Genomic DNA, 23,538 nt, shown 5'->3' on the forward strand with positions numbered 1-23,538 from the left:
TAAAATGACCGCCCTGCCCATCCTCTTCAGCTTCCGCCGCTGCCCTTATGCCATGCGCGCACGCATGGCCCTCGCCGTCAGCGGCGTGCAAGTGGAGCTACGCGAGGTCGTGTTGCGCGACAAGCCGCCTGAAATGCTGGAGGCCTCACCAAAGGGCACTGTGCCTGTTCTGCTGCTGCCCGATGGCAGGGTGTTAGAGGAAAGCCTCGATATCATGCGCTGGGCGCTCGCACAAAGCGATTCCTTGGGCTGGCTGACCCATGATGACCAAAATCTTGTTTCGGCCACTGACGGGCCATTTAAACAAGCCCTGGACCATTATAAATATCCGCATCGTTATGGTCTGACCGATGGCACCGCACATCGTGATTCCGCCTTGGCGTATCTTGGTGACCTGAACGACCTATTGTCCGCCACGCTTTATCTGGGCGGCGCGCGGCCAGCTTTCACCGATATAGCCATATTTCCTTTTGTCCGGCAATTTGCCGCGACCAATGAATTATGGTTCGCTGCTTTGCCCCTACCTGCGCTGCAACGCTGGCTTTCGGCGTTGGTCAGCACCGACCTGTTCGCACTTATCATGACTCGCTATCCGCAATGGAAAGCAGGCGACGCGCCCGTTCACTTTCCCTGATTATTTCATCAAAACTAATTCTTCGGACATGCTTGGGTGCAATGCGACGGTATCGTCAAAATCCTGCTTCGTCAGCCCTGCCCTCACCGCAATCGCCGCCGCCTGAAGTATTTCGCCGCTGTCGGGGCCGATCAGGTGAAGGCCCACGACCCGCTCGTCCGGACCCGCCACAACCATTTTGTACAATGCGCGCTCATTGCGGTCGGCCAACACGTTTTTCATTGCGCGAAAATCGCTTTTGTAGACTTTGACGTCGTCAAATTGCGCCCGTGCTTCGGCCTCTGTCACGCCGACGCTGGCGATGGGTGGATTGCTGAACACTGCGGTTGGAATACAATCATAATTCACAGTGCGCGGATTGTTACCGAAAACGCTGTCGGCAAAGGCATGGCCTTCACGAATGGCAATCGGGGTTAGCTGCACGCGGTTGGTGACGTCGCCAACGGCATAGATGCTAGGGATATTGGTGCGGCTGTCGTCGCTCACCTTCACCGACCCGTCTTTACCAAGGTCAACGCCGACATCCTCCAGGCCAAGCCCTATTGTATGCGGCGTGCGCCCGATGGCCCACAACAGCAAATCGGTCTCGATCACCTCTCCATTGTCGCCCTCGATCAAAAGCGTGCCATTGTCTTGCTTGGTCACCGATTTGATGCCGAAATGGAAACGGATATCGATGCCTTTTTGGCGGCTGAGGTCAACCAGCCTGTCGACAATCTCGTGGTCATAGCTCCGCAACACACGATCGCCATGTGTCACAAGCTTAACTTGGACACCCAATTCATTGAAAATACATGCAAATTCATTTGCGATATAACCACCACCCGCAATCACGGCGCGCTTGGGCAGTTCAGGTAAGCTGAAAACTTCGTTTGACGTGATCCCATGGCCAGCCCCCGGAATTTCAGGGACCGAAGGCCAAGCACCCGTTGCAATCAGGATATTTGCCGCGGTAATATTTCGTCCGCCGGAAAGTTGAACGCTATTTGGGCCAGTCACGCCTGCGCGTTCGCGAAAAACCTCAACCTTGTTGTTGCCGAGCGTCTGGCCATATAGGCCTTCCAAGCGGTTGACCTCCGCAGCAACATTGTCGCGCAGAACGTTCCAGTCGAATGTCGCGCCTTGGGTGTTCCAGCCAAAACGTTTTGCGTCATGCAAATCTTCGGCAAAATGGGATCCATAGACCAGCAGCTTTTTGGGCACACAGCCGCGAATGACACAGGTGCCGCCAACGCGATGCTCCTCCGCCACAGCAACGCGGGCACCATGCGATGCCGCGATACGTGCGGCACGAACGCCGCCGGAGCCTGCGCCAATGACGAAGAGATCATAGTCAAAATCAGCCATATATTCTTCTTTCCTGTGTTCCCGCAATATGGGAGCACGCTCATTCAATTACCAACGGGAGTTATCGCTTTGCGTTATTGAGCAAATGCCGATCGTTCAAATATCGCCAAGCGCCGCCGCAATCAGCGCCGAGGTAGACGGATCAAACCCGCTTGGGCCATTGTCGCTGATGCTTTTGGCGATTTGCTTGCCCAGTTCAACGCCAAATTGGTCAAATGGGTTAATCCCCAACAAAACCGCATTCACGAACGTCCGGTGTTCGTAAAAGGCAATCAACGCGCCGACCGTTGACGGTGTGACGTCATCCAGCAATATTGTCGTCGATGGCCGGTTGCCGACATAATTGCGCGCCAGATCATCGGATTTCTGCCCCGCCATCAATGCCGCGCCTTGGGCAAAGCAATTAACGAGCAAGGTTTCATGATGCGCGGTATCGAAATCATGCCCCGGCGTCTTGCTGGCGATGAATTCAACAGGGATCAGATGTGTGCCCTGGTGCAGCAATTGGAACACCGCATGCTGGGCATCGGTTCCCACCCCGCCCCATGTCACAGGGGCGCTGTGGCGTCCAAGCGGCGCGCCCTGAGCGGTCACCGATTTACCGTTCGATTCCATCTCCAACTGCTGAAGATAATCGGGCAGCAGGCGCAGACGTTCATCATAGGCAAATACCGCCCGTGTCTGACACGCCTTCGTCTGGGCGTAATACAGATCCGCAAATGCCGCCATTGTCGGGGCGTTCTCCATAATCTGGGCATTGCGGAAATGCGCGTCCATGGCGGCTGCACCATCCAGCAGTTCCTGATACACAGCCCAACCAAGGCCAAGCGCGACGGGAAAGCCGATGGAGCACCATAAGGAATAGCGTCCACCCACGGTCTCGTTAAACGGTAATACGCGGCTTTCGTCGATGCCCCATATGATCGCTTTATCGGGATAAGCCGTCAGCGCCACAAACTGCGCATATGGGTCGGCCACGCCGCCGTCGCGCATCCATTCCATTGCGCTGGTTGCGTTAAGCAATGTTTCAGTGGTGGTAAAGGTTTTGGACGCGACCGCGACAATCGTCTTGTGCGGGTCCATATCCTTCACCGCCTCGGTCAGCGCCGCACCGTCAATATTGGATACGACTTTGACGTCATAACGTGCGCCATCACGGCCAAGTGCATCGATGAGCAATTTGGGGCCAAGCGCCGATCCACCAATGCCGATATGCAATATATGGCGGATGTCGCCCATCAGGCCGGCGTCAATGGCCTCAACCAATCCGCGCATGCGTTGCTGAAGCGCGCGGGCATGAGCGACAGAATCTGCATCGCCAGTACCACGTTCGGCTGCGTGCTCTGCGGCGCGCCCTTCCGTCACATTGATTGCCGCACCCGAAAACAAAGCCGTTTTGGCGGCATGAAGCTGCATGTCTTCCGCAAGCTTGGCGAAATGGCCTAAGGCTGCATCATCAAGATGTGTTTTTGACAGGTCGAAGCGCAACCCCATTTGCGCGATGGTCATCTTGCAGACGCGATTTGCGTCTGATGCGAACAGATCAAGAAGCGATTGCGGTTGATGCTGTTCGAGCGCAGTCCATAGATTATCGGTCATTTTCTATCTCTTTATTAGGGGCGTCGCAACGCAGCGTGAATCTCGGCGCTGGCAAATAACGCGCCTTCACGGTAAAAGGCCAGCCTATCCGTCGTTCGGCGACAATTTTTTGCGAGATTCTGTGACTTCAAATACTGAAAAGCTGGGCGATTTACCTGTAAATGCGCCTGCTCCGTCAGAATGGCGCGAATATGGCAGCTTTTTGCTGAAGCTTGCGTTGTTCGTTTTCATCTTGCGCAGTTTCATCGTGTCGCCTTTTAACATCCCGTCGGAATCGATGCAGCCGCGTTTGCTCATCGGCGATTATCTGCTGGTCGCGAAATGGCCGTATGGCTATTCCAAAAACAGCCTTCCTTTTGCATTACCGATTATCCCCGGACGGATTTTCGCGAGCCAACCAGAACGCGGCGATGTCGTGGTGTTCAAGGCCCCAATGTCAAACGGTACAGATTATATCAAGCGCGTCATTGGCCTGCCTGGTGACGTTATTCAAATGCGCAATGGCGTCCTCGAAATCAACGGCGTTGCGGTTAAGAAGGAACGGATTGCCGACCTTGTCATCCCGGTCACGCAAAATATGCGCGATGCGGCAGAGCTTGAGCGCAATCCCTTTCCATGCTGGCGTCCTGATATGGAGGAACCGGCGGCTAAGGGCGGCACGCAATGCCGCTACCCCCGCTTTCGCGAGACATTGCCCGAAGGCAAGAGCTACGAAATTCTGGACCTGCAAAATGGCCTAGAAGGCGACAACACCGAAGCCTTTGTCGTTGGTCAAGGCGACCTGTTCCTGATGGGCGACAATCGCGACCGAAGCGCGGATAGCAGATGGTCGCCCATTGATAAGCCCGGTGCGATTGGCATGGTGCCGCAAGAGAATCTTGTGGGTCGTGCTTTGGTGTCTGTGTTTTCCACGGATGGATCGTCGCATTGGGTGCTGCCATGGACTTGGTTTACGGCAACGCGCGCGGAACGCATTGGACAAGGATTTTGACCAGCGACGAACAAGCGGCTTGGCTGGCGGAATTACTCCCGAAACAGCCAAAGGATTTGGCACTTTACCAGCGCGCACTGACGCATGGCAGTACGGGACAACCGGACTATCAACGGCTTGAATTTCTCGGCGATCGCATCTTGGGGCTCATCATCGCTGATATGCTCTATCACCGATATAAGGATGAAGCGGAGGGTCGTCTGTCGCACCGGTTAAATGCTTTTGTGTCGGGCGTGACCTGCGCCGACATTGCCCGGCAAATTGGTCTTCCGCTGTATATCAGGCTTGGCAAGCAAGCCCGTGATGATGGTGCGCAACAAAGCGATAATGTGTTGGGTGACGTCATGGAAGCCATCATTGGCGCGGTGTATCTCGACCATGGTCTACTCGTGACCCGCGATCTTGTAGAACGGCTCTGGAGGCCACTTCTCGAATCCGCAAACGGCGCCCCCAAACACCCCAAATCCGAATTACAAGAATGGTGCGCCACCCATGGGCGCAAGGTTCCCGAATATGTCATCACCAAAAAAGAAGGCCCTCCCCACGCCATGAGATTTGAAATCACTGTCACCGTGAAAGGCTTTCCGCCCGTTACGGCCACCGCCAACAGCAAACAGGCCGCCGAAACCGGCGCGGCACAGGCATTTTTGGAAGCCAACGCATGACCAAAAAATGCGGACATGTCGCCATTATCGGCGCGCCAAATGCGGGTAAGTCAACCTTGGTCAATGCTCTGGTGGGGCAGAAGGTCGCGATCGTCAGCCCCAAGGCGCAGACCACACGGACGCGCATGTTGGGCGTCGCCTTGGCGGGCGAAACGCAGATCATGTTGGTCGACACACCGGGCATTTTCGCGGCGCAACGCAGGTTTGACCGCGCGATGGTGGCTGCGGCTTGGGACGGTGCGGGCGATGCCGACATGATCGCATTGATCGTCGATGGCCGCGCAGGCGCAGGACCAAAGGTTGAAAAAATCCTCGACGGATTGAAAGATCGCCCAGAACGCAAATGGCTTGTGCTTAACAAGGTTGATATTGCGGCCAAGGACAAATTGCTCGCCCTCACCACGAAACTGACTGACAAATGCGCATTTGAGCAGATTTATTATATCAGTGCCGCCACCGGCGACGGGCTTGAAGAATTCAAAACTGCGCTTGCCGACAATATGCCGGAGGGCGAATGGCATTTCCCAGAGGATCAGGTGTCAGATGCAACCGACCGTCTGATTGCGTCAGAGATCACGCGCGAACAACTCTATCTGCAACTGCACGAGGAGCTTCCCTATGCCAGCGCCGTCGAGACTGAAAAATATAGCGAACGCGAAGACGGATCGCTAGAAATTCACCAACAGATTTTAGTAGCGCGCCCTACCCAACGCGCCATCGTTCTAGGCAAAGGCGGCACGCGGATTAAGGCCATTGGAGAGGCGGCGCGTCTTGAACTAGCCAAGCTCATGGGCGTGAAGGTCCATCTCTATTTGCATGTGAAAGTATATGCCAAATGGGACGAGGACCGAAGCCTGTATCGCGACATTGGGCTTGAATGGGTCGAATAGACGCGGCTCGGTTTCTTTCCGATCCACGTCGCCCCAGCGCAGGCTGGGGGCCATCACGCCTCTGTGGAGAAGCATAAGCGCGATAGGCATCAGCATGTGCCGGTGCGACGGGTGGATTTATTTCTTTGCTTTCGCTGCTGGTTTGGCCTTTGCCGTCGCCTTCTTGGGCGCGGCCTTTTTCTTGACCTTGCCCTTGGGCGGCATTGCGGCGCGGGCGTCAATCAACTGTGCAGCTTCCTCAAGCGTCAGCTCGTTAGGCGAGATGGACTTGGGCACTGTCGCATTAGTGGTCCCGTCGGTCACATAAGGACCAAAGCGCCCCTCCATCAGTTTAATCTCCGCATCAGTGCGTGGATGCTTACCGAACTCCTTCAACGGTGCACGCGCGGCACCCCGGCCACGGCCCGGGTTGGCCAAAGCTTCTGCCAGCTTCACAACCGCGCTATTCATGCCAGTTTCAAACACTTCAGTCGTCGACTGCAGACGGGCATATTTCCCATTATGCGCCAGATAGGGTCCATAACGACCGATGCTTGCCGTGACTGGCTCGCCGCTCTCGGGATGTATCCCGATGGTACGTGGCAGCGATAGCAGCTTCACCGCCCATTCTAGTCCGATGTCCTCCGCAGGAATATCCTTGGGGATAGAGGCGCGTTTGACGTCAGCGCCCTCGCCCATTTCGAAATAAGGGCCAAAACGGCCTGACTTTTTGCTGACTTCTAATTGTGTTTCGGGATGCTGGCCAAGCACTTCTGGACCGGTGTCCTCCCCACTCTCGCCGCCGGGTTGCGCAAATTTTCTGGTATATTTACAGTCCGGATAATTGGAGCAGGCAACAAAAGCGCCGAACTTTCCGCCGCGCAGGGCCAGCCTGCCCTCACCGCATTTCGGGCATAAACGCGGATCGGTGCCGTCTTCGCGCTCTGGAAAGAGATAAGGCGACAGAAAGATATCAAGCTCCGCGGTCACTTCCGACGGTTTCTGCTCCATGACCTCAACCGTTTTCGGTTTGAAATCGCGCCAAAACGCCTCCAGAAAGGACTGCCAATCGGCACGGCCACCGCTGATTTCATCTAACTGGTCTTCAAGGCCAGCGGTGTAGTCATAAGCGACATAACGTTCGAAAAAACGTTCGAGAAATGCTGTGAGAAGTCGCCCGGATTCTTCTGCAAAGAAACGATTTTTTTCGACGCGGACATAAGCGCGGTCTTTCAGCACCTGAATGGTCGATGCATAGGTCGATGGACGGCCAATACCCAGTTCTTCGAGACGCTTGACCAAAGTCGCTTCCGAAAAACGCGGAGGTGGTTGCGTGAAGTGCTGCGTTTTTTCCGCAGCGTGCTTGGCAGGAGCGTCGCCAACTGTCATCGCCGGCAAGATCGCGCCATCTTCGCCGTCGCTATCATCCAAACCTTCTTCATATACGGCAAGAAATCCCGGAAACTTCATAACTTGCCCCGTCGCACGCAAGCCAGTCTGACCGGTACCGTCGAGTAGATCGACAGTTGTACGTTCCATGCGGGCAGATGCCATCTGGCTGGCCATCGCGCGTTTGAAAATCAAGTCATATAAGCGGCCATGGTCGCCTGAGCCTGCCTTGTCCTTGCCAAAATCGGTTGGACGTATCGCCTCATGCGCTTCCTGCGCGTTCTTCGCTTTGCTCTGATAAACGCGCGGTTTCTCAGGCAAATAGCCGCTGTCGAACCGATCTGAGATGGATTTGCGCGCGGCGGAAATGGCGCTGTGGTCCATTTGAACGCCATCGGTTCGCATATAGGTTATCGCGCCATCCTCATACAGACCCTGCGCAATACGCATTGTGTGGCTGGCGGAAAAGCCCAGTTTACGTGCTGCTTCCTGCTGCAATGTCGAGGTGGTAAAGGGCGGTTGCGGATTGCGGGTTACCGGCTTTGTTTCGACGGTTTCGACCGTAAATTTGCCCGACTCAACTGCAAGGCGCGCTTGCTCCGCGTCCGCTTCGGTCTTGAGGTCCATCTTGTCGAGCTTCTTGCCCAGATATTGGATCAAGCGGGCATCAAATTTTTGGCCCTTATGTTCCATTCCGGCCTTCACAGACCAATATTCCTGCGCGCGGAACGCTTCGATCTCACGTTCGCGTTCCACAATGAGGCGCAGCGCAACCGACTGCACACGGCCAGCGGACTTTGCGCCTGGTAGCTTGCGCCACAAGACTGGCGATAGCGTAAATCCTACCAGATAATCCAGCGCACGGCGGGCGCGGTAGGCGTCAATCAGGTCTAAATCCAACGCGCGCGGTTGTTTCATCGCGTCGGTTACAGCCTGCTTTGTTATGGCGTTGAACGTCACCCGACCAACCTTGGCCGGCAGCGCCTTTTTCTTCGCGAGCACTTCTTGCACATGCCAGCTAATAGCTTCGCCTTCGCGATCAGGGTCGGTCGCCAGGATGAGGCCATCTGCTTTTTTCGCCTCGTCGGTAATCGCCTTAAGCTGTTTTGCCTTATCGACATAATTGTCCCACAGCATTTCAAAGCCATTATCGGGGTCAACCGAACCGTCTTTGGGCGGTAGATCGCGGATATGGCCATAGGAGGCCAGCACCTTGAATCCGGGCCCCAGATATTTCTCGATTGTCTTGGCTTTTGCAGGTGATTCTACGATAACTAATTGCATGATATTTTTTGCTTTTCTAAAATCTCTCGCGTGCGCGTATAGGCTGATGGGGTAAGGCAGGCCTCGTCAAGACGAAAAATGCGGCTGTGTTTTATGTCGCCAAGCGGACCTTCCCACCTGCCCCGCGTTCGAGTTTTCCGGCCAGCTCGAATTCGAGCAACACCATCTGGACGGTCGATGGACTGCTGCCGGATTGCCGCACCAATTCGTCGACCGCAACATAGGTCATGCCCATCAGGTCGATGACTGCGCTGCGTTCGGTGTCGCTGCCGTCATCGGCTATCATGGTCATCGACGGTTCGTATTTAACAGATGGCGCAAGCATGCGGTTGTCCAAGGGAGAAATAAGCTCGGCAATCTCCGATGCGTTCTGCACCAAAGTTGCGCCCTCACGGATAAGCTGGTTACAACCACGCGACCGTGGATCCAGCGGCGACCCTGGAATAGCCATAACCTCACGCCCGGCCTCCGCCGCCAGGCGCGCGGTAATGAGCGAACCCGACTTTGGCGCAGCTTCAATCACCACCGTTCCAGCCGACGCACCAGCGATGATCCGGTTTCGATACGGGAAATGCCTTGCGCGTGGTTCGGTGCCTGGCGGTTGTTCGGCAATCAAAAGCCCGCGCTCGGCAATTGCGTCCTGAAGCGCGCGGTTTTCGGGCGGATAGACCACGTCGATACCGCCAGCGATAACCGCAACTGTTCCGCCTTCGATAGAGCCTATATGCGCGGCGGTATCAATGCCGCGCGCAAGACCCGACACAACAGATAAACCCACTTGGCCGAGTTCAAACGCCAATTGCCGCGCAAACTGGCAGGCACCTGCGGACGCGTTACGCGCGCCGACAAGGGCCACCGTCGGACGCGATAACAAACCAAGATTGCCCTTCACGCAGATGACCGGCGGCGCATTGTCCATGTGCGACAGCAAATAGGGGTAGTCTGTGTCATCCATGAAAACATGGCGTGCGCCAAAGGCTTGAACAAACTGAATCTCCCGCGCAATGGCTGCCTCATTGGCAAGCACAACGTGTTTTCCGCCGCCGCGACGCACGAGATCAGGTAAAGCCTCCAGCGCGGCCCGCGCGCTTCCAAAACGCGCCATCAGTTGCCGATAGCTGACGGGACCGATGTTGGGGGAACGGATCAAGCGAAGCTGATCAAATTGCATTTGGCGCCCCCCCATACCCAAGATCAACTTTTGCTTTTGCCAATGCGGGGTTCAGTGCCGTTTATAAGATTTACTATATTGGCCCGATGTTTCCAAAAGACGATCAACGAGCAGGCGGTGAGCAACGCCACAAGTTCATAATGACCAAAAACGAGTGCCGCGACAGGCGCACAAACGGCGGCTACCAAGCCGGCCAGCGATGATAGCCGGGATATCAGCAAGACGCCAATCCAAGCGGCCGCGTAAACCAAGCCGCCCTGCCAGAACAGGCCAAGCAGGATACCCGCATAAGTTGCTACGCCCTTGCCGCCTTTGAATTGGAGCCAAACCGGGAAAAGATGGCCGAAAAATGCCCCGGCTGCGGCAAGGATTTCACCACCGGGAAGATAGCTACTGGCCAGCCAGACCGCAAAAAACCCTTTCAGCAGATCAAGCAGCAATGTCAGCGCAGCAAGCCCTTTACGGCCAGTCCGCAACACGTTCGTCGCGCCAATATTGCCTGACCCAATGGACCTTATGTCGCCGCCGCCAGAGAAACGCGTGAGCAACAAACCGAAGGGGATGGAGCCAAGCGCATAACCAAGCAACAGACCCGCAAACATGTTGAACCAAAGATCACTCACCACACGAATCCCCAAATTTCGGTATCGTGTAGCTGTTTTGTTCCGTAGGCTCAAGGTCGTCGCCTTGCTAGGCCGTGCAGGCAGCCCTGCAACCCCTGCCAATAGTGTTTGCGGCCGATTATGCGGGCTTACCTTACGGTACCAAGACTGAGGCGGAGATTTCGGCGCTGGTGCCAGCCTTGCTTGGCCGCTTGGTTGAGCGTTATCAGCCGCGCCTTGTCATTATTGCCTGCAACAGCGCCTGAACTATCGCCCTGGGTCATGTGCGCGCCGCTTTGAATGTGCCCGTGGTCGGCACTGTTCCCGCGATCAAGCCTGCTGCCGAGGCAAGTCAGACTGGCGTCATTGGCCTATTGGGGACGGCGGCAACCGTCCGTTAGGTCTATGTGGACGAACTTCAGGCCGATCATGCCCCGCACATAGGTTTGTTGCGCCATGCCGCGCCCGAACTCGTGCGCGCGGCTGAAGCAAAAATGCGCGGCGAAGTTGTTGACCCAGCAATTTATGCCAGAGCGATGGCTGGCTTGATCGAACAACCCTTTGGTGAACGCCTTGACGTGACTGTACTTGGCTGCACGCATTTTCCTGTGGTAGAAGAGGAGTTATTGGCCGCTGCTCCGCATATGCGGTTTGTCGATGGCGCAGCCGGCATCGCACGCCGCATCTGTCATTTCACCAAGGATCAAAACTGGCCCGAAAAGCCCGCTGTCGGTGTATTCGTCACGACTGGAGAGGTCAGCGCGTGGGGATCGCTGCTTCCGGCGTTATTTTCTTTGGGTGTGACGTAGATCACATCGCTGTAAACGAAAATAACTGTAAGCGAAAATATCGTTATAACCGAACCAGAATGACGCTTATTGCAAGTCGTTCGCGCTGGATTTTTGCATTGCCCGCGATTATTGGGGGTCGAATTGCCACGAGGGTGGTTTCAAACCGGGGTTAATATCCGTGAATTATAACGCTATTTTCGAAAAGGCGATTGATCGGCTTCATGCCGAGGGACGCTATCGCGTATTCATTGATATACTTCGGAACAAGGGTAGCTATCCCAACGCGCGCTGCTTTGCTGGTCATAACGGCCCAAAGAATATCACCGTCTGGTGCTCTAATGATTATCTCTGCATGGGCCAGAATCCCCACGTTATCAGCGCCATGGAAAACGCTTTGCATGATGTGGGTGCCGGTTCTGGCGGAACACGCAACATCGGCGGAAACACCCATTACCATGTCGAACTTGAGCAGGAGCTTGCGGACCTACATGGCAAGGATGGCGCGTTGCTGTTCACTTCAGGCTATGTTTCGAACGACGCGACTTTGTCAACGCTCGCCAAAGTGCTGCCGGGCTGCATCATTTATTCGGACGAATTGAACCACGCGTCGATGATCGCTGGCATCCGCAACGCAGGTTGTGAAAAGCGTGTTTGGCGGCACAATGACTTGGCACATCTTGAAGAATTGCTCGCAGCAGATGATCCAGAGGCACCGAAACTAATTGCCTTTGAAAGCGTCTATTCGATGGACGGCGACGTTGCCCCCATTGGCGCGGTATGCGATCTTGCCGACAAATATAACGCCCTGACCTATTGTGACGAAGTTCACGCCGTGGGCATGTATGGCCCGCGTGGCGGCGGCATTTCAGAACGTGATGCGGTGGCGGACCGTGTGACCATTATCGAAGGCACGCTTGGCAAAGCGTTCGGCGTTATGGGCGGCTATATCGCAGCGGACCAGAATATCATTGATGTGATCCGTTCTTACGCACCTGGCTTCATTTTCACGACATCCTTGTCGCCCGTTTTGGTTGCAGGCGTATTGGCCGCTGTGCGCCATTTGAAGGCTTCAAGCGTAGAGCGCGATGCGCAACAAGCCAATGCTGCTATGCTGAAAAAGCTTGTTTGCCGACGCAGGCCTGCCCGTGATGTTAAGCAACACGCATATCGTACCGTTGATGGTTGGCGATCCCGTTAAAGCCAAAAAAATCAGCGATATATTGCTCGCCGAATATGGCGTATATGTGCAGCCGATCAATTATCCGACAGTGCCACGCGGCACGGAACGGTTACGCTTCACACCAGGGCCTCAACATGATGAGGGCATGATGCGCGATTTGACTGCGGCGTTGTTGGAAATATGGGGCCGCATGGAAATGCCGGTCGCTCAGGCGGCCTGAGCAAGCAACTTCACGAACAGTTCCCGATCCACGTTTCCGCCTGACAAGGTTACGGCAGTCACGCCTTTTGGTTGAATTTTACCTGCAAGCATAGCAGCCAGCGCAACTGCGCCGCCTGGTTCCACAACGAGGTGCAGCTTTTCAAAAACCACGCGCATCGCGGTCGCCACTTCGTCGGTCGTGACCGAAACACCCTGAGACACGCGGCTTCGTAAAATCTCAAAATTCACAGGATAAGTTTGCGGCGTTTGAAGTGCGTCACAATAGGTTGGGTGCGTGAGGTCTTTGACAGGCAAAATTTCATCAGCGTCAAGTGAACGAATGATGTCATCCCATCCTTCAGGCTCAACAATGGCGATTTCTGCGTCCGGACACGCCAGCGCAAGGCCGGATGCCAAACCACCGCCGCCGCAGCACGAAATAATCATATCCGGCCCGGACAAGCCGAAACGCTGAAGTTGTTCCGTGATTTCGATCCCAGCCGTCCCCTGCCCTTCAATGACCCACGGATCGCCAAATGCGTGCACCAATGTTGCGCCGCTTTTGGCAATCAACCCAGCGGCGATTTCGTCGCGCGATTCGGTGGCACGATCGTAAAGAACCACGTCTGCGCCAAGCGCCTTCGTCGCCTCCAGCTTCATACGTGGCGCATTGGATGGCATGACAATCGTCGCCGATATTCCAAGCTTCTTCGCCGCCCAAGCAACGCCTTGTGCATGGTTTCCACTAGAAACGCCAACAACACCCCGCGCGCGTTCTTCTTCGTTCAGGTCGGACAGCCGATGCCACGCGCCGCGTATCTTGAAAGCGCCAATGGGCTGAAGCATTTCCGCCTTGCACCAGATGGTTACGCCGTCCACCTCAAGTGGTAGCAATGGTGTTTTGGGCAGAATATCGGAAATTTTGGCCATCGCCCGCCATACGCCCTCGTGCGTTGGTGTTTTGCGGGCCGCAGCCAATTCTTGTTCTGTCATAAAAGCCCCCTATATGCGTGCGCTGAACGAATCTCTGATAAGAGGAAACAGAAGATGAGCAAGATATTGGTTATTGGCGCAGGCGGCGTGGGGTCGGTTGCGGTCCATAAAATGGCCATGAACGCGGATATCTTTAGCCATATCAGCCTCGCAAGCCGCACCAAGTCGAAATGCGATGCGATTGCCGCATCGGTCAAGGAACGCACGGGCGTCGACATCGACACCTTTGGCCTTGATGCCGATGACGTGCCTGCGACCAAAGCATTGTTGAACCAGATCAAGCCAGAACTGGTCGTAAACCTTGCTTTGCCTTACCAAGACCTCAACATCATGGATGCATGTCTGGCCGCTGGTGTGCATTATATGGATACGGCAAATTACGAGCCGTTGGATGTCGCGAAGTTCGAATATCATTGGCAGTGGGCGTATCAGGATCGTTACAAGGAAGCGGGCCTCACCGCTTTATTGGGTTCGGGTTTTGACCCCGGCGTCACCAGCGTGTTCACGACCTATCTGAAAAAGCATTATTTCGACCGCATTGATACGCTCGACATATTGGATTGCAATGGCGGCGACCATGGTCAGGCCTTTGCCACCAACTTCAACCCCGAAATCAACATTCGCGAAGTCACCGCCGTCGCGCGGCATTGGGAAAATGGCAACTGGGTCGAAACCCCGGCGATGTCGGTAAAACAAAGCTTCGACTTTGAAGCGGTTGGACCCAAGAATATGTATCTGATGTATCATGAGGAAATCGAAAGCCTCAAAACACATCTTCCCGAAATCAAGCGCATCCGTTTCTGGATGACCTTTGGCGATGCATATATCATGCATCTGAACGTGCTTCAGGCGGTCGGCATGACGCGGATTGACCCTGTGTGGTATGAAGGCAAGGAAATCATCCCGCTGCAATTCCTCAAGGCTGTATTGCCTGAACCCGCCTCGCTTGGCCCGACGACCAAGGGCAAGACCAACATTGGCTGCATCGCCACTGGTATTGGCAAAGACGGCAAAGAAAAGACGCTCTACATCTATAATATCTGTGACCATGAGGATGCGTACGCCGAAACCGGCAACCAAGCCGTCAGTTACACCACAGGCGTTCCGGCGATGATCGGCGCAGCGATGCTGCTCACGGGCAAATGGTCGGGCGCTGGCGTGTGGAATATTGAACAGTTTGACCCCGATCCGTTCATGGACATGCTCAACGCGCATGGTCTGCCGTGGCAGGTGAAGGAACTGGACGGGCCTTTGGGCTTTTAATTCCGGACGGAACGTTAAAATTTGATCGTCACCCTGAACTTGTTTCAGGGTCCATTTTTTCTCTCAATCCTTCGGTCCGCGTGGCACGATAGATGCTGAAACAAGTTCAGCATGACGTCGGTGGTTTGATGCAGCGGTGAATAATGACATGGAAACCAAGGCTGGCGACCCCGGGGCATTTGCCCATTTTGACCTTCACCGCGTACCCTCGCCTGCCTTTGTGGTGGATGAGGTCGCGTTGCGGCGGAATCTTGCCATTTTGGCCGACGTCAAACTGCGTTCGGGTGCTAAGATATTGTGCGCGATGAAGGCTTTTTCCATGTGGAAGGTCGCGCCGATCATCGGCGAATATCTGGATGGTGTATGCAGTTCGGGCCTTTGGGAATCGCGTCTCGCGCGGGATTATTATAAGGGCGAAATAGCGACCTATTGCGCTGGTTATAAAGAGGCTGATATGGCCGAAATCGTGGCCATTTCCGACCATGTCATTTTCAACAGCCCATCGCAGCACACACGTTTTGCGCCGTTCCTGAATGACAGCGTCGATGTCGGCCTTCGCATCAACCCGGAACATGCCGAGGGCGAAGTCGCGAAATATGATCCCTGCTCGCCGGGATCGCGGCTTGGCTTTCCGATTAGCCAGTTGAAGGCAGAACATCTCAAAGGCGTATCAGGTCTCCATTTTCACACCTTATGTGAACAGGATTTCGAACCGCTCAAGCGCACTTGGGAAACGCTGAAACCGCACATTGCGCCTTATTTTGGGCAATTAAGCTGGCTCAACTTCGGTGGTGGTCACCATATCACGCGCGCCGATTATCAACGGGATGAACTGGTCGCGTTCATTCAAGACGTCCGTGCTGAAACGGGCCTCGACGTCTACCTCGAACCCGGCGAAGCCATCGCGCTCGATGCCGGGATATTGGTCGGCGAATTGCTCGACGTTTTTGAAAACGGTATGCAGGTTGGCATCACCGATATTAGCGCCACCTGCCATATGCCTGACGTCATTGAGGCACCCTATCGACCTGCGATGCTAGGAGAGCGCTCAGAAGGCTCTCCTGTGCGTCTGGGAGGGCCATCTTGCCTCGCCGGGGACATTATCGGCGATTATGTGTTGCCTGTTCCAGCAGAGCCCGGAGCGCGTTTTGCCTTCCTTGATCAGGCGCATTATTCCATGGTGAAAACGAACACGTTTAACGGCGTGCCGTTGCCATCGCTCTGGTTGTGGAATAGCGATAGCGATGCACTGGAATGCGTCCGTTCTTTCGATTGGACCGCGTTCCGCGACCGCCTGAGCTAGGCCGTGAACGAATCACTTTACAACTGTCCCAGCATTTCCTAAGGCGCTCCTCCGCTGCCCCAGGGGGACTTCCAATAACCGCAAGGCAGCCTTGTTGTTTCAATTTATCTTTTGGGGGTCCCTTGAATTGTACGAGAACACTGACGCACTTGCTGTAGTCCGCGCCCTTCGCCCGGACGAACCAATCACGCTCCTTCGCCCACATACTGCTGCGCGCGCTGCTCGTTTCTTCGTTGAGAAGTTTCAGGGTCAATCGCTTTATGCCGTCAAAGCGAACCCGTCACCCGCGTTGCTCGAAACTCTTTGGGAAGCTGGCATCACCCATTATGATGTTGCATCCTTGGGTGAAGTCCGGTTGGTCCACAAATTTCTGCCCGATGCGAAGCTGTGCTTCATGCATCCGGTCAAGAGCGAGCGCGCCATCGCGCAGGCCTATCACAACCATAATGTCCGCACATTCAGCCTCGACAGCCGTGAAGAGCTGGAGAAGATCGTGCGTGCAACACATGGCGCGACTGACCTTGAACTGTGCGTGCGCATTCGTGTGTCCTCTGAGCATGCAAAGCTAAGCCTTGCATCAAAATTTGGCGCTGATCCGTCTGAAGTTGCCGACCTGTTGGTTGCAACGCGTCAGGTCGCCGACAGCCTTGGTATCTGTTTCCATGTTGGTAGTCAGGCCATGACGCCAACAGCCTATGCCGAAGCCATGGAGCATGTGCGTGCCGCGATTGTCGAGGCGTCCGTCACGGTTGACATCGTAGACGTCGGTGGCGGCTTTCCGTCGGTTTATCCCGGCATGGAGCCTCCCGCGCTTGAGGGCTATTTCGACGTCATTCATAACTGCTTTGAAGATCTGCCGATTAGCTACTCTGCGGAACTTTGGTGCGAACCTGGCCGTGCCTTGTGTGCCGAATATGCGTCCCTGCTTGTGAAGGTCGAGAAGCGTCGCGGTAGCGAGTTATTCATCAACGACGGGGCTTATGGGTCGTTGTTTGATGCGGCACATATCGGCTGGCGCTTCCCTGTGGCGCTTCAGCGCTCGGACACGTCAATTGGTACCCAGATGGCTGAATTCAGTTTCTATGGGCCTACCTGCGACGATATAGACCATATGGCCGGACCTTTCATATTGCCAGACGATGTGCAAGCCGGCGATTATATCGAAATCGGCATGCTCGGCGCCTATGGCTGTGCCATGCGGACAGAGTTTAACGGCTTTGGTGAGACTGAAACGCTGATTGTCGGGGATCAGCCGATGGCAACGCTTTATGACTGGGCACCCGCCAATGATGCAGGCGTTCGGGCAACGCGATCGCAAAGCTCAAAAGTCTAAGTTACATTTGACAATTTATCTGAGGTGAACCACCCTCTCCACCTACATAGACGGGGAGGACTTTCTGCATGAATACGCCTATTTTGGCACCAGCGGCTGCGTTGGTGGTCTGGTCGCTTATAATGCTGTTCTGGATGGCGGGGACGCGGCTTCCGGCGATGTCAAAGATTGGCATGGACCTCGGCAAGGCTGCCCCGGGCGGTCGCGGGCAAGATATTGACTCCAATGTACCTCCCTCAGTTGCGTGGAAATCCCACAATTACGCGCATCTCATGGAGCAACCGACGATTTTCTATGCCACGATCATGATCTTGGCAATCTCCGGCGGCGCAACGGACCTGTCCGTTATGCTCGCTTGGGGCTACACCGTTTTGCGCGTGATTCACAGCTTATGGCAAGCGACGGTCAATACCGTCAGCATCCGCTTTATGTTCTTTTTACTATCGACTGTCTGCCTGACTATATTGGCGGTACAGGCGTTGCTTGCGACTATTTAAGGGGGAAAGTTTTATGGAAAGCGCAATTTTAGGTCCAGTTGTCGCGCTTGCGGCGTGGACCATGATTATCTGGATATGGATGTATGCCACCCGCCTGCCAGCGATGGGCCGTGCAGGCATTGACGGAACCAAGGTTGTCGGGTCCACTGGTGGGGCGCTGCGCGATGCTCTTATCGCCAAGGGCGAAGAAAAAGCATCATGGGTTGCAGACAATTACAATCACTTACACGAAGCACCTACAGTATTTTATGCGGTGTGCTTAGTGCTGGCGATGGTAGGACAAGGTGACAATTTGAACGCGACTATTGCTTGGGCATATGTCGGCCTGCGCGTCGCACATAGCTTAGTTCAGATTTTGTCCAACCGCGTGATTATACGCTTTGCGTTGTTTGCGTTGTCAACGATCGCACTCTTGATGCTCGTGGTGCATGCCGTGATGTCGGTGCTGCTTCACTGACGACTAAAATGGCCTACTAGCTCGATATGGGTTGACCAGCGGAACTGTCCCACGGGCCAGATCCGCTGCAACCTGTATCCAGCAGCAATCAGCGTTTTCGCGTCACGCGCAAAGCTTGCCGGATTGCAGCTGACATAGGCAATATTTGCCACATTAGACGCTGCAAGCTGCGCCACTTGCTCCTTTGCGCCGGCACGTGGCGGATCAAGCACCACCGTCTGAAACTTATTCAACTCCTCAGGCGTCAGTGGTCGCCTGAACAGATCTCTATGTTCTGCAAATATGGTCCGACCAGCGCGCCCCGCAGCCGCCTTTAAAGCAAGGCTGGCCTGCAGATCGGCCTCGCCAGCATAAATTTTTCGTCCCGCACCCATCGATAGCGCAAAAGTGCCTGACCCTGCGAACAGGTCGGCGATGATAGTATCACTACCAACGATTGCATTCACCGCATGTACCAACGCAGCCTCGCCATCGACTGTGGCCTGAAGAAAGCCATAAGGTTGATAACCCACCGCAACCCCGCCAAGCGTGACGGTGACAGGCTCTGGCTCGTAAAAAGGCACTGGGCCATAGCCTTCATCGAGCGACAGCCGCGCGAGATTATGGGTTTTGGCGAATTCGGACAGCAACTCGTGCGTATCGAGATCATTTGCGATCCAGTTCTCAATGAGAACGTCAACGCCTTGGTCCACCATCGCCAATTTAATCTGCACCTGACGCGCGCGGTTTAGCCGTGGCTCAAGCAATGTCCGCATCGGCGCAAGCACGGCAAACAACTCTGGTGCCATGACATCACACTGACGTAAGTCGATAATCCGATGGCTTTTCTCTGTGCTGAAACCAAGCTGAAACTGCTTGCCTGCCCAGGCCGAACGCACCGCGATACGGCGGCGCGTCTTTGGCGGCGACAGATGCACGGACATCACTTCGCCGATGTCGACTTGTTGCGTGGCAAGGGCATGCGTCACGCGCTCTGCAATAAACAGGCGCTGGCTGTCTTCGTCGAGATGCTGCAACTGGCAACCACCGCACAACGGAAAGTGCTGACACGGCGGCGTAACGTGGTGCGGGCCGTGTATCAAACCGCCCGACGGTTCAACAATGTCGCCTGGCGCTGCCAAAGCCACATAACGGCCATTTGCAGTGACGCCATCGCCGCGTGCCGCGACCCTGATAATCTTTTCCGTCATTTCCATACCGCCCCATGCCCGTGAAGGGACAAGCAATCAACTGGCGTGTTTGGCAATTTCTCTGGTATTTACGGGCGGCGTGCTTTCAAATTGCGCGGGCAGCCGGTATTTGTCGTCGCCAGAGGACAGTTCAATCATGCCGTCTTCGAGCAGACTGATGCGCGTTTCGTCGAAGCCATCCGCTACAGATAGCCCTCTACCGTTATTGAGAACATTAAACCTTCGAAATCCGCCATTGGGGTGGCGGAGAACCAGCATAATAGTGCCATTTGCGGTAATCTGTTCGGTGGAGCAGACGCGCGCGAAAATAGCAGAACCTGCCAACGCACATTCTATTTTGCCATCCGCTTTGGGTTTCTGTCCGGTGCCGACCTTATTTTGCGGAGACGCGCTATCTTCGCTTCCGCAGCCTGCCAAGGCGGTAAATAGCAAAGTGCCAAACAGCCAATTAGATATCGGCGAAGACATGCGTCTCAGCTGCGCCACCGGGATGCGTCACTGCACCTTTATAGGCTGGACCTACATTTTGGGCATAACGCCAGATTGCACCAGATTGAAAATCCGTCTGACGCGGTTTCCAGTTCTTACGACGTTCTTCAAGGACTTCATTAGCAACATTCAGATCGATTACACCCGTTTCGGCGTCGATCATGATCTCGTCACCATCCTCGATCAAGGCAATCGGCCCGCCCAAAGCGGCCTCTGGTCCAACATGGCCAATGCAGAAACCGCGCGTTGCGCCAGAAAAGCGACCATCTGTGATAAGCGCAACTTTTTCGCCCATCCCCTGCCCGTATAAAGCGGCAGTCGTTGACAACATTTCGCGCATGCCGGGGCCGCCCCTTGGTCCTTCATAGCGGATGACAATAACCGAACCTTCTCGAATTTCCCTTGCCTCAACCGCCGCAAAGCAATCCTCTTCACAATCGAAAACCTGAGCCGGACCGGTGAAAGTCAACCTGTCCATGCCAGCAACTTTCACAATTGCGCCTTCCGGGGCCAGTGTACCGCGAAGTCCGACAACGCCGCCAGTGGGGGTTATGGGTGCGGTTGCGGGATAGATGACCTTTTGATCCGGGTTCCACGTGATTTGGTCGATATTTTCGCCAAGTGTTTTGCCCGTAACAGTCATGCAATCACCATACAACAGCCCCTCAGCCAGCAAGGACTTCATTAGCATGTAGACACCGCCAGCATCATACATGTCGCGCGCGACAAACTGGCCGCCGGGTTGGAGATCGGCCATATATGGTGTGGTCTTAAATGCATTAGCCACATCGAACAAATCGAAATCAATACCGGCCTCATGCGCCATGGCGGGCAAATGCAAAGCGCCGTTGGTTGATCCACCCGTCGCAGCAACAATTCGTGCTGCGTTAACAAAGGCTTCGCGTGTACATATGTCACGTGGTCTGATATTGCGTGCGAGCAATTCCATGACTTGAACGCCCGCCGCATGCGCGATTTGGTCGCGGGTGGAATAGGGCGCTGGTGCCATGTTGCTGTTGGGCAACGAAAGACCAATCGCTTCTGCAACGCAGGCCATGGTGTTCGCGGTATATTGCCCGCCACATGCCCCATGACCGGGGCACGCTACGCGCTCAAGTTCTTCCAATTCCGATAAAGGGCAAGCGCCCGCCGCGTATTTGCCGACGATTTCAAACACGTCCTTAACCGTCACGTCTTTGTTGTTGTAACGACCGGGCAGAATGGAGCCGCCATATACAAAGATCGATGGCACGTTTAGACGCAACATCGCCATCATGATGCCGGGCAGCGACTTGTCGCATCCCGCAAAGCCCACAAGCGCGTCATAGCAGTGACCACGCACCGAAAGCTCCACCGAATCCGCAATGACTTCGCGGCTGACGAGTGACGATTTCATCCCCTGATGCCCCATGGCGATGCCGTCGGTCACGGTGATGGTATTGAAACGACGCGGCATTCCGCCGCCCTGCTCCACGCCCACGCGCGCGATATCGGCCTGCGCATCCAATGTCGTGTTGCACGGGGCGCTGTCATTTCCAGCGGAGACCACGCCAACAAAAGGCCGCGCGATTTCTTCTGCAGTCAGACCCATTGCATAATAATAGCTGCGATGCGGGGCGCGTTCGGGCCCTACAGACACATGGCGGCTTGGCAATTTGGACTTGTCGAACTGGTTTGGCATACTGACCTCCGTTAAGCCCAATGCTTTAAGCCTTTTTATATGGATAAGCCAAGCTGTTCCGACACAAAATGGCACATTTCTGCCAATGTGCGTGCATATCTTGCTTGGCCATCGGGGTCGCTTGATACATCCTGCCGCATCTCGATGCCGATATAGGGGATGTTATTGGCTTCGGCATGTCGGTTCATCGTCGCGTTCAGCAGTTTGCCGGAATAAGGAAGCTGGTCGCCAACAATATATCCTGCGTTTTCAAGAAAAGGGATCGCCAATTTTGATGCCTTTTCCTGTTCATTATACAAAACCCCAAATTCCCAAGGACGAACCTCTTGTGGTGTGCTCTCAAGGGCTGGCGTGAAGCTGTGGAGCGATAAAATAAGGGCCGGACGGTGTTGCGACAGCAACTGCGCCAAATATGTGTGATATGGCCAAAAAAAGCGTTCCAGCCGTTCCTCTTCCTCCTTAGGCCCAAGGTCGTTGCCGGGAATGACCACACCGTCGCTGTGCGTGGGGATCGCCGCGGCATCATGCGCATCGCGGTTTAAGTCGACAACCAGGCGCGAATACCCACCCAGATAGGCCGCAAAGCGCGCGTCCTGTATGATCAAGCGCGCAACCTCGGCGACGCCAATGTCCCACGCAATATGGGCGCTAAGAAGCGCCGGGTCGATGCCGAGATCAACATCTTCGGGGACGCGGTTCGACGCGTGGTCCCCGATTATGAGAAACCCACCTTTCTGCGGCGTTCCCAATATTGCGAACGGAGCCTCGTTCATCGCAGCATAGTGGCTATCGACCACCAATGCGGATCAAGCGTTGCTCTTGCGGTCTCAAGGGCTGCTGCATCTTCAAACAAGGCAAAGCAAGTCGCCCCAGAACCAGACATGCGCGCCAAGGCAGGGGCTGCCCGCGACAGTCGGTCCAGAATGTCCGAAATAGCGGGGCAAATCGCCGCAGCAATTGGTTCAAGGTCATTTTGCCCTGTAATCGCAGCGTCCCAAATATCCCCACGATCAACTTCGCCGCCGTCAACGCCGCTCCATGCGTTGAATATCGCCGCTGTAGAAACGGATTGAAGCGGGTTTACCAATAACACATGCCGCGCGGCGATGTTGCTATCGTCCAAAAATGCCAGCGCGGTTCCGGTGCCGCTGCCAAAACTCGGGCGACTGAATATACATGCGGGAATGTCGGCCCCCAATGGCGCGAGGATATCGGCCAGCTCCTGTTCGGTCGCATCCAACCCCCAAAGCTGGTTAAGTAGCCTTGCGGTGGCTGCTGCGTCCGCGGATCCACCGCCAATACCAGAGGCAATCGGCAATCTTTTGTCGAGCCGGATCGCTGCACCTTGCGTAACCCCAAAGTGCGCCTGTAAGGACAAGGCCGTTTTCAGCACCAAATTGCTTTCATCCGCCTTTAGACCGGGGCCAAAGGGGCCATCAATCTCTAGACTCAGCGCATCTGCAAAGTTTGCAGTAAGAATGTCGCCGTCCTGCACAAAGGCGAACAGCGTTTCGATGTCATGATAGCCATCAGCCCGCCGTCTCCTGACGTGCAAGGCAAGGTTTATCTTTGCAAAGGCTGTTTCAGAATATTCCACGATTAGACCTTA

20 protein-coding genes and 2 pseudogenes are annotated in these 23,538 nt (G+C 55.1%); 11 read left to right on the top strand and 11 right to left on the bottom strand.

Annotation, left to right across the window (positions count from 1 at the left end; all coding sequences use genetic code 11):
* Positions 1 to 4 precede the first annotated feature (4 nt).
* Positions 5 to 634 carry a glutathione S-transferase gene (locus HEQ18_RS03655; RefSeq protein ID WP_432815558.1) on the top strand — a complete coding sequence of 210 codons (630 nt, stop codon included), beginning with the start codon at positions 5 to 7 and terminating at the stop codon, positions 632 to 634.
* On the opposite strand, the gene gorA is transcribed toward HEQ18_RS03655, so the two are convergent.
* Positions 635 to 1,981, bottom strand: coding sequence for a glutathione-disulfide reductase (gorA, locus tag HEQ18_RS03660; protein ID WP_432815559.1), 1,347 nt, complete (start codon positions 1,979 to 1,981; stop codon positions 635 to 637).
* Between the two features lie 96 nt (positions 1,982 to 2,077).
* A complete protein-coding gene (pgi, locus tag HEQ18_RS03665) occupies positions 2,078 to 3,580 on the bottom strand; it encodes a glucose-6-phosphate isomerase (RefSeq protein WP_432815560.1) in 1,503 nt (500 codons plus the stop codon).
* A 121-nt stretch (positions 3,581 to 3,701) separates the two neighbouring features.
* On the opposite strand from pgi, the gene lepB reads away from it, so the two are divergent.
* From lepB to era, 3 genes are read left to right on the top strand one after another with little or no spacing between them, the layout of a single operon-like run.
* Positions 3,702 to 4,571 carry a signal peptidase I gene (gene lepB / locus HEQ18_RS03670; protein ID WP_432815561.1) on the top strand — a complete coding sequence of 290 codons (870 nt, stop codon included), beginning with the start codon at positions 3,702 to 3,704 and terminating at the stop codon, positions 4,569 to 4,571.
* Positions 4,568 to 5,236, top strand: a complete 669-nt coding sequence (gene rnc / locus HEQ18_RS03675) for a ribonuclease III (RefSeq protein ID WP_432815562.1) — start codon at positions 4,568 to 4,570, stop codon at positions 5,234 to 5,236. Before lepB ends, rnc begins: the two co-directional genes overlap by 4 nt.
* Positions 5,233 to 6,126 carry a GTPase Era gene (gene era / locus HEQ18_RS03680; RefSeq protein WP_432815563.1) on the top strand — a complete coding sequence of 298 codons (894 nt, stop codon included), beginning with the start codon at positions 5,233 to 5,235 and terminating at the stop codon, positions 6,124 to 6,126. The genes rnc and era overlap by 4 nt, the downstream gene beginning before the upstream one ends.
* Positions 6,127 to 6,243: 117 nt before the next feature.
* Here era and topA read toward each other — a convergent pair whose 3' ends face one another.
* The 3 genes from topA to plsY all read right to left on the bottom strand — a co-directional run bounded on the left by topA (position 6,244) and on the right by plsY (position 10,551).
* The gene (gene topA, locus HEQ18_RS03685; RefSeq protein WP_432815564.1) at positions 6,244 to 8,778 is read right to left on the bottom strand and encodes a type I DNA topoisomerase; all 2,535 of its coding nucleotides are present in this window, start codon (positions 8,776 to 8,778) and stop codon (positions 6,244 to 6,246) included.
* A gap of 91 nt (positions 8,779 to 8,869) precedes the next feature.
* Positions 8,870 to 9,949 (bottom strand): DNA-processing protein DprA, encoded by a 1,080-nt coding sequence (gene dprA, locus HEQ18_RS03690; protein WP_432815565.1) that lies wholly within the window; start codon positions 9,947 to 9,949, stop codon positions 8,870 to 8,872.
* 23 nt (positions 9,950 to 9,972) lie between these two features.
* Complete coding sequence (gene plsY / locus HEQ18_RS03695) at positions 9,973 to 10,551, bottom strand: glycerol-3-phosphate 1-O-acyltransferase PlsY (RefSeq protein WP_432815952.1); 579 nt, start codon at positions 10,549 to 10,551, stop codon at positions 9,973 to 9,975.
* A gap of 95 nt (positions 10,552 to 10,646) precedes the next feature.
* Between plsY and HEQ18_RS03700 the strand changes: the two are divergent.
* Both HEQ18_RS03700 and hemA read left to right on the top strand, forming a co-directional pair.
* A pseudogene (locus HEQ18_RS03700) lies at positions 10,647 to 11,360 on the top strand (glutamate racemase).
* Between the two features lie 160 nt (positions 11,361 to 11,520).
* Positions 11,521 to 12,742 (top strand): annotated as a pseudogene (hemA, locus tag HEQ18_RS03705) (5-aminolevulinate synthase).
* Here hemA and HEQ18_RS03710 read toward each other — a convergent pair.
* Positions 12,730 to 13,716 (bottom strand): threonine ammonia-lyase, encoded by a 987-nt coding sequence (locus HEQ18_RS03710; protein WP_432815566.1) that lies wholly within the window; start codon positions 13,714 to 13,716, stop codon positions 12,730 to 12,732. The pseudogene hemA and the gene HEQ18_RS03710 overlap by 13 nt on opposite strands.
* Positions 13,717 to 13,770: 54 nt before the next feature.
* Between HEQ18_RS03710 and HEQ18_RS03715 the strand changes: the two genes are divergently transcribed.
* The 5 genes from HEQ18_RS03715 (at position 13,771) to HEQ18_RS03735 (ending at position 18,569) form a co-directional block, all read left to right on the top strand.
* Complete coding sequence (locus tag HEQ18_RS03715) at positions 13,771 to 14,979, top strand: saccharopine dehydrogenase family protein (protein ID WP_432815567.1); 1,209 nt, start codon at positions 13,771 to 13,773, stop codon at positions 14,977 to 14,979.
* Positions 14,980 to 15,127: 148 nt separating this feature from the next.
* Positions 15,128 to 16,282 carry a carboxynorspermidine decarboxylase gene (locus HEQ18_RS03720; protein ID WP_296198038.1) on the top strand — a complete coding sequence of 385 codons (1,155 nt, stop codon included), beginning with the start codon at positions 15,128 to 15,130 and terminating at the stop codon, positions 16,280 to 16,282.
* Positions 16,283 to 16,409: 127 nt separating this feature from the next.
* Positions 16,410 to 17,615, top strand: coding sequence for a type III PLP-dependent enzyme (locus HEQ18_RS03725; RefSeq protein WP_432815568.1), 1,206 nt, complete (start codon positions 16,410 to 16,412; stop codon positions 17,613 to 17,615).
* A gap of 68 nt (positions 17,616 to 17,683) precedes the next feature.
* Positions 17,684 to 18,112 carry an MAPEG family protein gene (locus HEQ18_RS03730; protein ID WP_432815569.1) on the top strand — a complete coding sequence of 143 codons (429 nt, stop codon included), beginning with the start codon at positions 17,684 to 17,686 and terminating at the stop codon, positions 18,110 to 18,112.
* 13 nt (positions 18,113 to 18,125) lie between these two features.
* Positions 18,126 to 18,569, top strand: a complete 444-nt coding sequence (locus tag HEQ18_RS03735) for an MAPEG family protein (RefSeq protein ID WP_432815570.1) — start codon at positions 18,126 to 18,128, stop codon at positions 18,567 to 18,569.
* On the opposite strand, the gene HEQ18_RS03740 is transcribed toward HEQ18_RS03735, so the two are convergent.
* Genes HEQ18_RS03740 through HEQ18_RS03760 form a run of 5 tightly spaced genes read right to left on the bottom strand, consistent with a single transcriptional unit; the run spans position 18,563 to position 23,526 of the window.
* Positions 18,563 to 19,759 (bottom strand): class I SAM-dependent RNA methyltransferase, encoded by a 1,197-nt coding sequence (locus HEQ18_RS03740; protein WP_432815571.1) that lies wholly within the window; start codon positions 19,757 to 19,759, stop codon positions 18,563 to 18,565. The genes HEQ18_RS03735 and HEQ18_RS03740 overlap by 7 nt on opposite strands.
* A 36-nt stretch (positions 19,760 to 19,795) precedes the next feature.
* Complete coding sequence (locus tag HEQ18_RS03745; protein WP_397604527.1) at positions 19,796 to 20,227, bottom strand: hypothetical protein; 432 nt, start codon at positions 20,225 to 20,227, stop codon at positions 19,796 to 19,798.
* The gene (gene ilvD, locus HEQ18_RS03750; RefSeq protein WP_432815572.1) at positions 20,208 to 21,929 is read right to left on the bottom strand and encodes a dihydroxy-acid dehydratase; all 1,722 of its coding nucleotides are present in this window, start codon (positions 21,927 to 21,929) and stop codon (positions 20,208 to 20,210) included. Before ilvD ends, HEQ18_RS03745 begins: the two co-directional genes overlap by 20 nt.
* Before the next feature lie 35 nt (positions 21,930 to 21,964).
* Positions 21,965 to 22,702, bottom strand: coding sequence for an N-formylglutamate amidohydrolase (locus HEQ18_RS03755; protein WP_432815573.1), 738 nt, complete (start codon positions 22,700 to 22,702; stop codon positions 21,965 to 21,967).
* Positions 22,699 to 23,526: a 4-(cytidine 5'-diphospho)-2-C-methyl-D-erythritol kinase gene (locus HEQ18_RS03760; protein WP_432815574.1), complete on the bottom strand. Its 828-nt coding sequence runs from the start codon at positions 23,524 to 23,526 to the stop codon at positions 22,699 to 22,701. The genes HEQ18_RS03755 and HEQ18_RS03760 overlap by 4 nt, the downstream gene beginning before the upstream one ends.
* Positions 23,527 to 23,538: the final 12 nt, after the last annotated feature.

This window comes from Sphingorhabdus sp. (assembly GCF_050921905.1).
Taxonomy (GTDB): Bacteria; Pseudomonadota; Alphaproteobacteria; order Sphingomonadales; family Sphingomonadaceae; genus Sphingorhabdus_B.

What these genes read in the sequence shown, in the direction of transcription:
- era (WP_432815563.1), top strand. Translation starts at nt 5,233, where the DNA reads ATGACCAAAAAATGCGGACATGTCGCCATTATCGGCGCGCCAAATGCG.
- HEQ18_RS03655 (WP_432815558.1), top strand. Translation starts at nt 5, where the DNA reads ATGACCGCCCTGCCCATCCTCTTCAGCTTCCGCCGCTGCCCTTATGCC.
- plsY (WP_432815952.1), bottom strand. Translation starts at nt 10,551, where the DNA reads ATGTTTGCGGGTCTGTTGCTTGGTTATGCGCTTGGCTCCATCCCCTTC.
- HEQ18_RS03735 (WP_432815570.1), top strand. Translation starts at nt 18,126, where the DNA reads ATGGAAAGCGCAATTTTAGGTCCAGTTGTCGCGCTTGCGGCGTGGACC.
- pgi (WP_432815560.1), bottom strand. Translation starts at nt 3,580, where the DNA reads ATGACCGATAATCTATGGACTGCGCTCGAACAGCATCAACCGCAATCG.
- HEQ18_RS03755 (WP_432815573.1), bottom strand. Translation starts at nt 22,702, where the DNA reads ATGAACGAGGCTCCGTTCGCAATATTGGGAACGCCGCAGAAAGGTGGG.
- dprA (WP_432815565.1), bottom strand. Translation starts at nt 9,949, where the DNA reads ATGCAATTTGATCAGCTTCGCTTGATCCGTTCCCCCAACATCGGTCCC.
- topA (WP_432815564.1), bottom strand. Translation starts at nt 8,778, where the DNA reads ATGCAATTAGTTATCGTAGAATCACCTGCAAAAGCCAAGACAATCGAG.
- HEQ18_RS03715 (WP_432815567.1), top strand. Translation starts at nt 13,771, where the DNA reads ATGAGCAAGATATTGGTTATTGGCGCAGGCGGCGTGGGGTCGGTTGCG.
- HEQ18_RS03740 (WP_432815571.1), bottom strand. Translation starts at nt 19,759, where the DNA reads ATGACGGAAAAGATTATCAGGGTCGCGGCACGCGGCGATGGCGTCACT.
- HEQ18_RS03720 (WP_296198038.1), top strand. Translation starts at nt 15,128, where the DNA reads ATGGAAACCAAGGCTGGCGACCCCGGGGCATTTGCCCATTTTGACCTT.
- HEQ18_RS03745 (WP_397604527.1), bottom strand. Translation starts at nt 20,227, where the DNA reads ATGTCTTCGCCGATATCTAATTGGCTGTTTGGCACTTTGCTATTTACC.
- ilvD (WP_432815572.1), bottom strand. Translation starts at nt 21,929, where the DNA reads ATGCCAAACCAGTTCGACAAGTCCAAATTGCCAAGCCGCCATGTGTCT.
- gorA (WP_432815559.1), bottom strand. Translation starts at nt 1,981, where the DNA reads ATGGCTGATTTTGACTATGATCTCTTCGTCATTGGCGCAGGCTCCGGC.
- HEQ18_RS03730 (WP_432815569.1), top strand. Translation starts at nt 17,684, where the DNA reads ATGAATACGCCTATTTTGGCACCAGCGGCTGCGTTGGTGGTCTGGTCG.
- HEQ18_RS03710 (WP_432815566.1), bottom strand. Translation starts at nt 13,716, where the DNA reads ATGACAGAACAAGAATTGGCTGCGGCCCGCAAAACACCAACGCACGAG.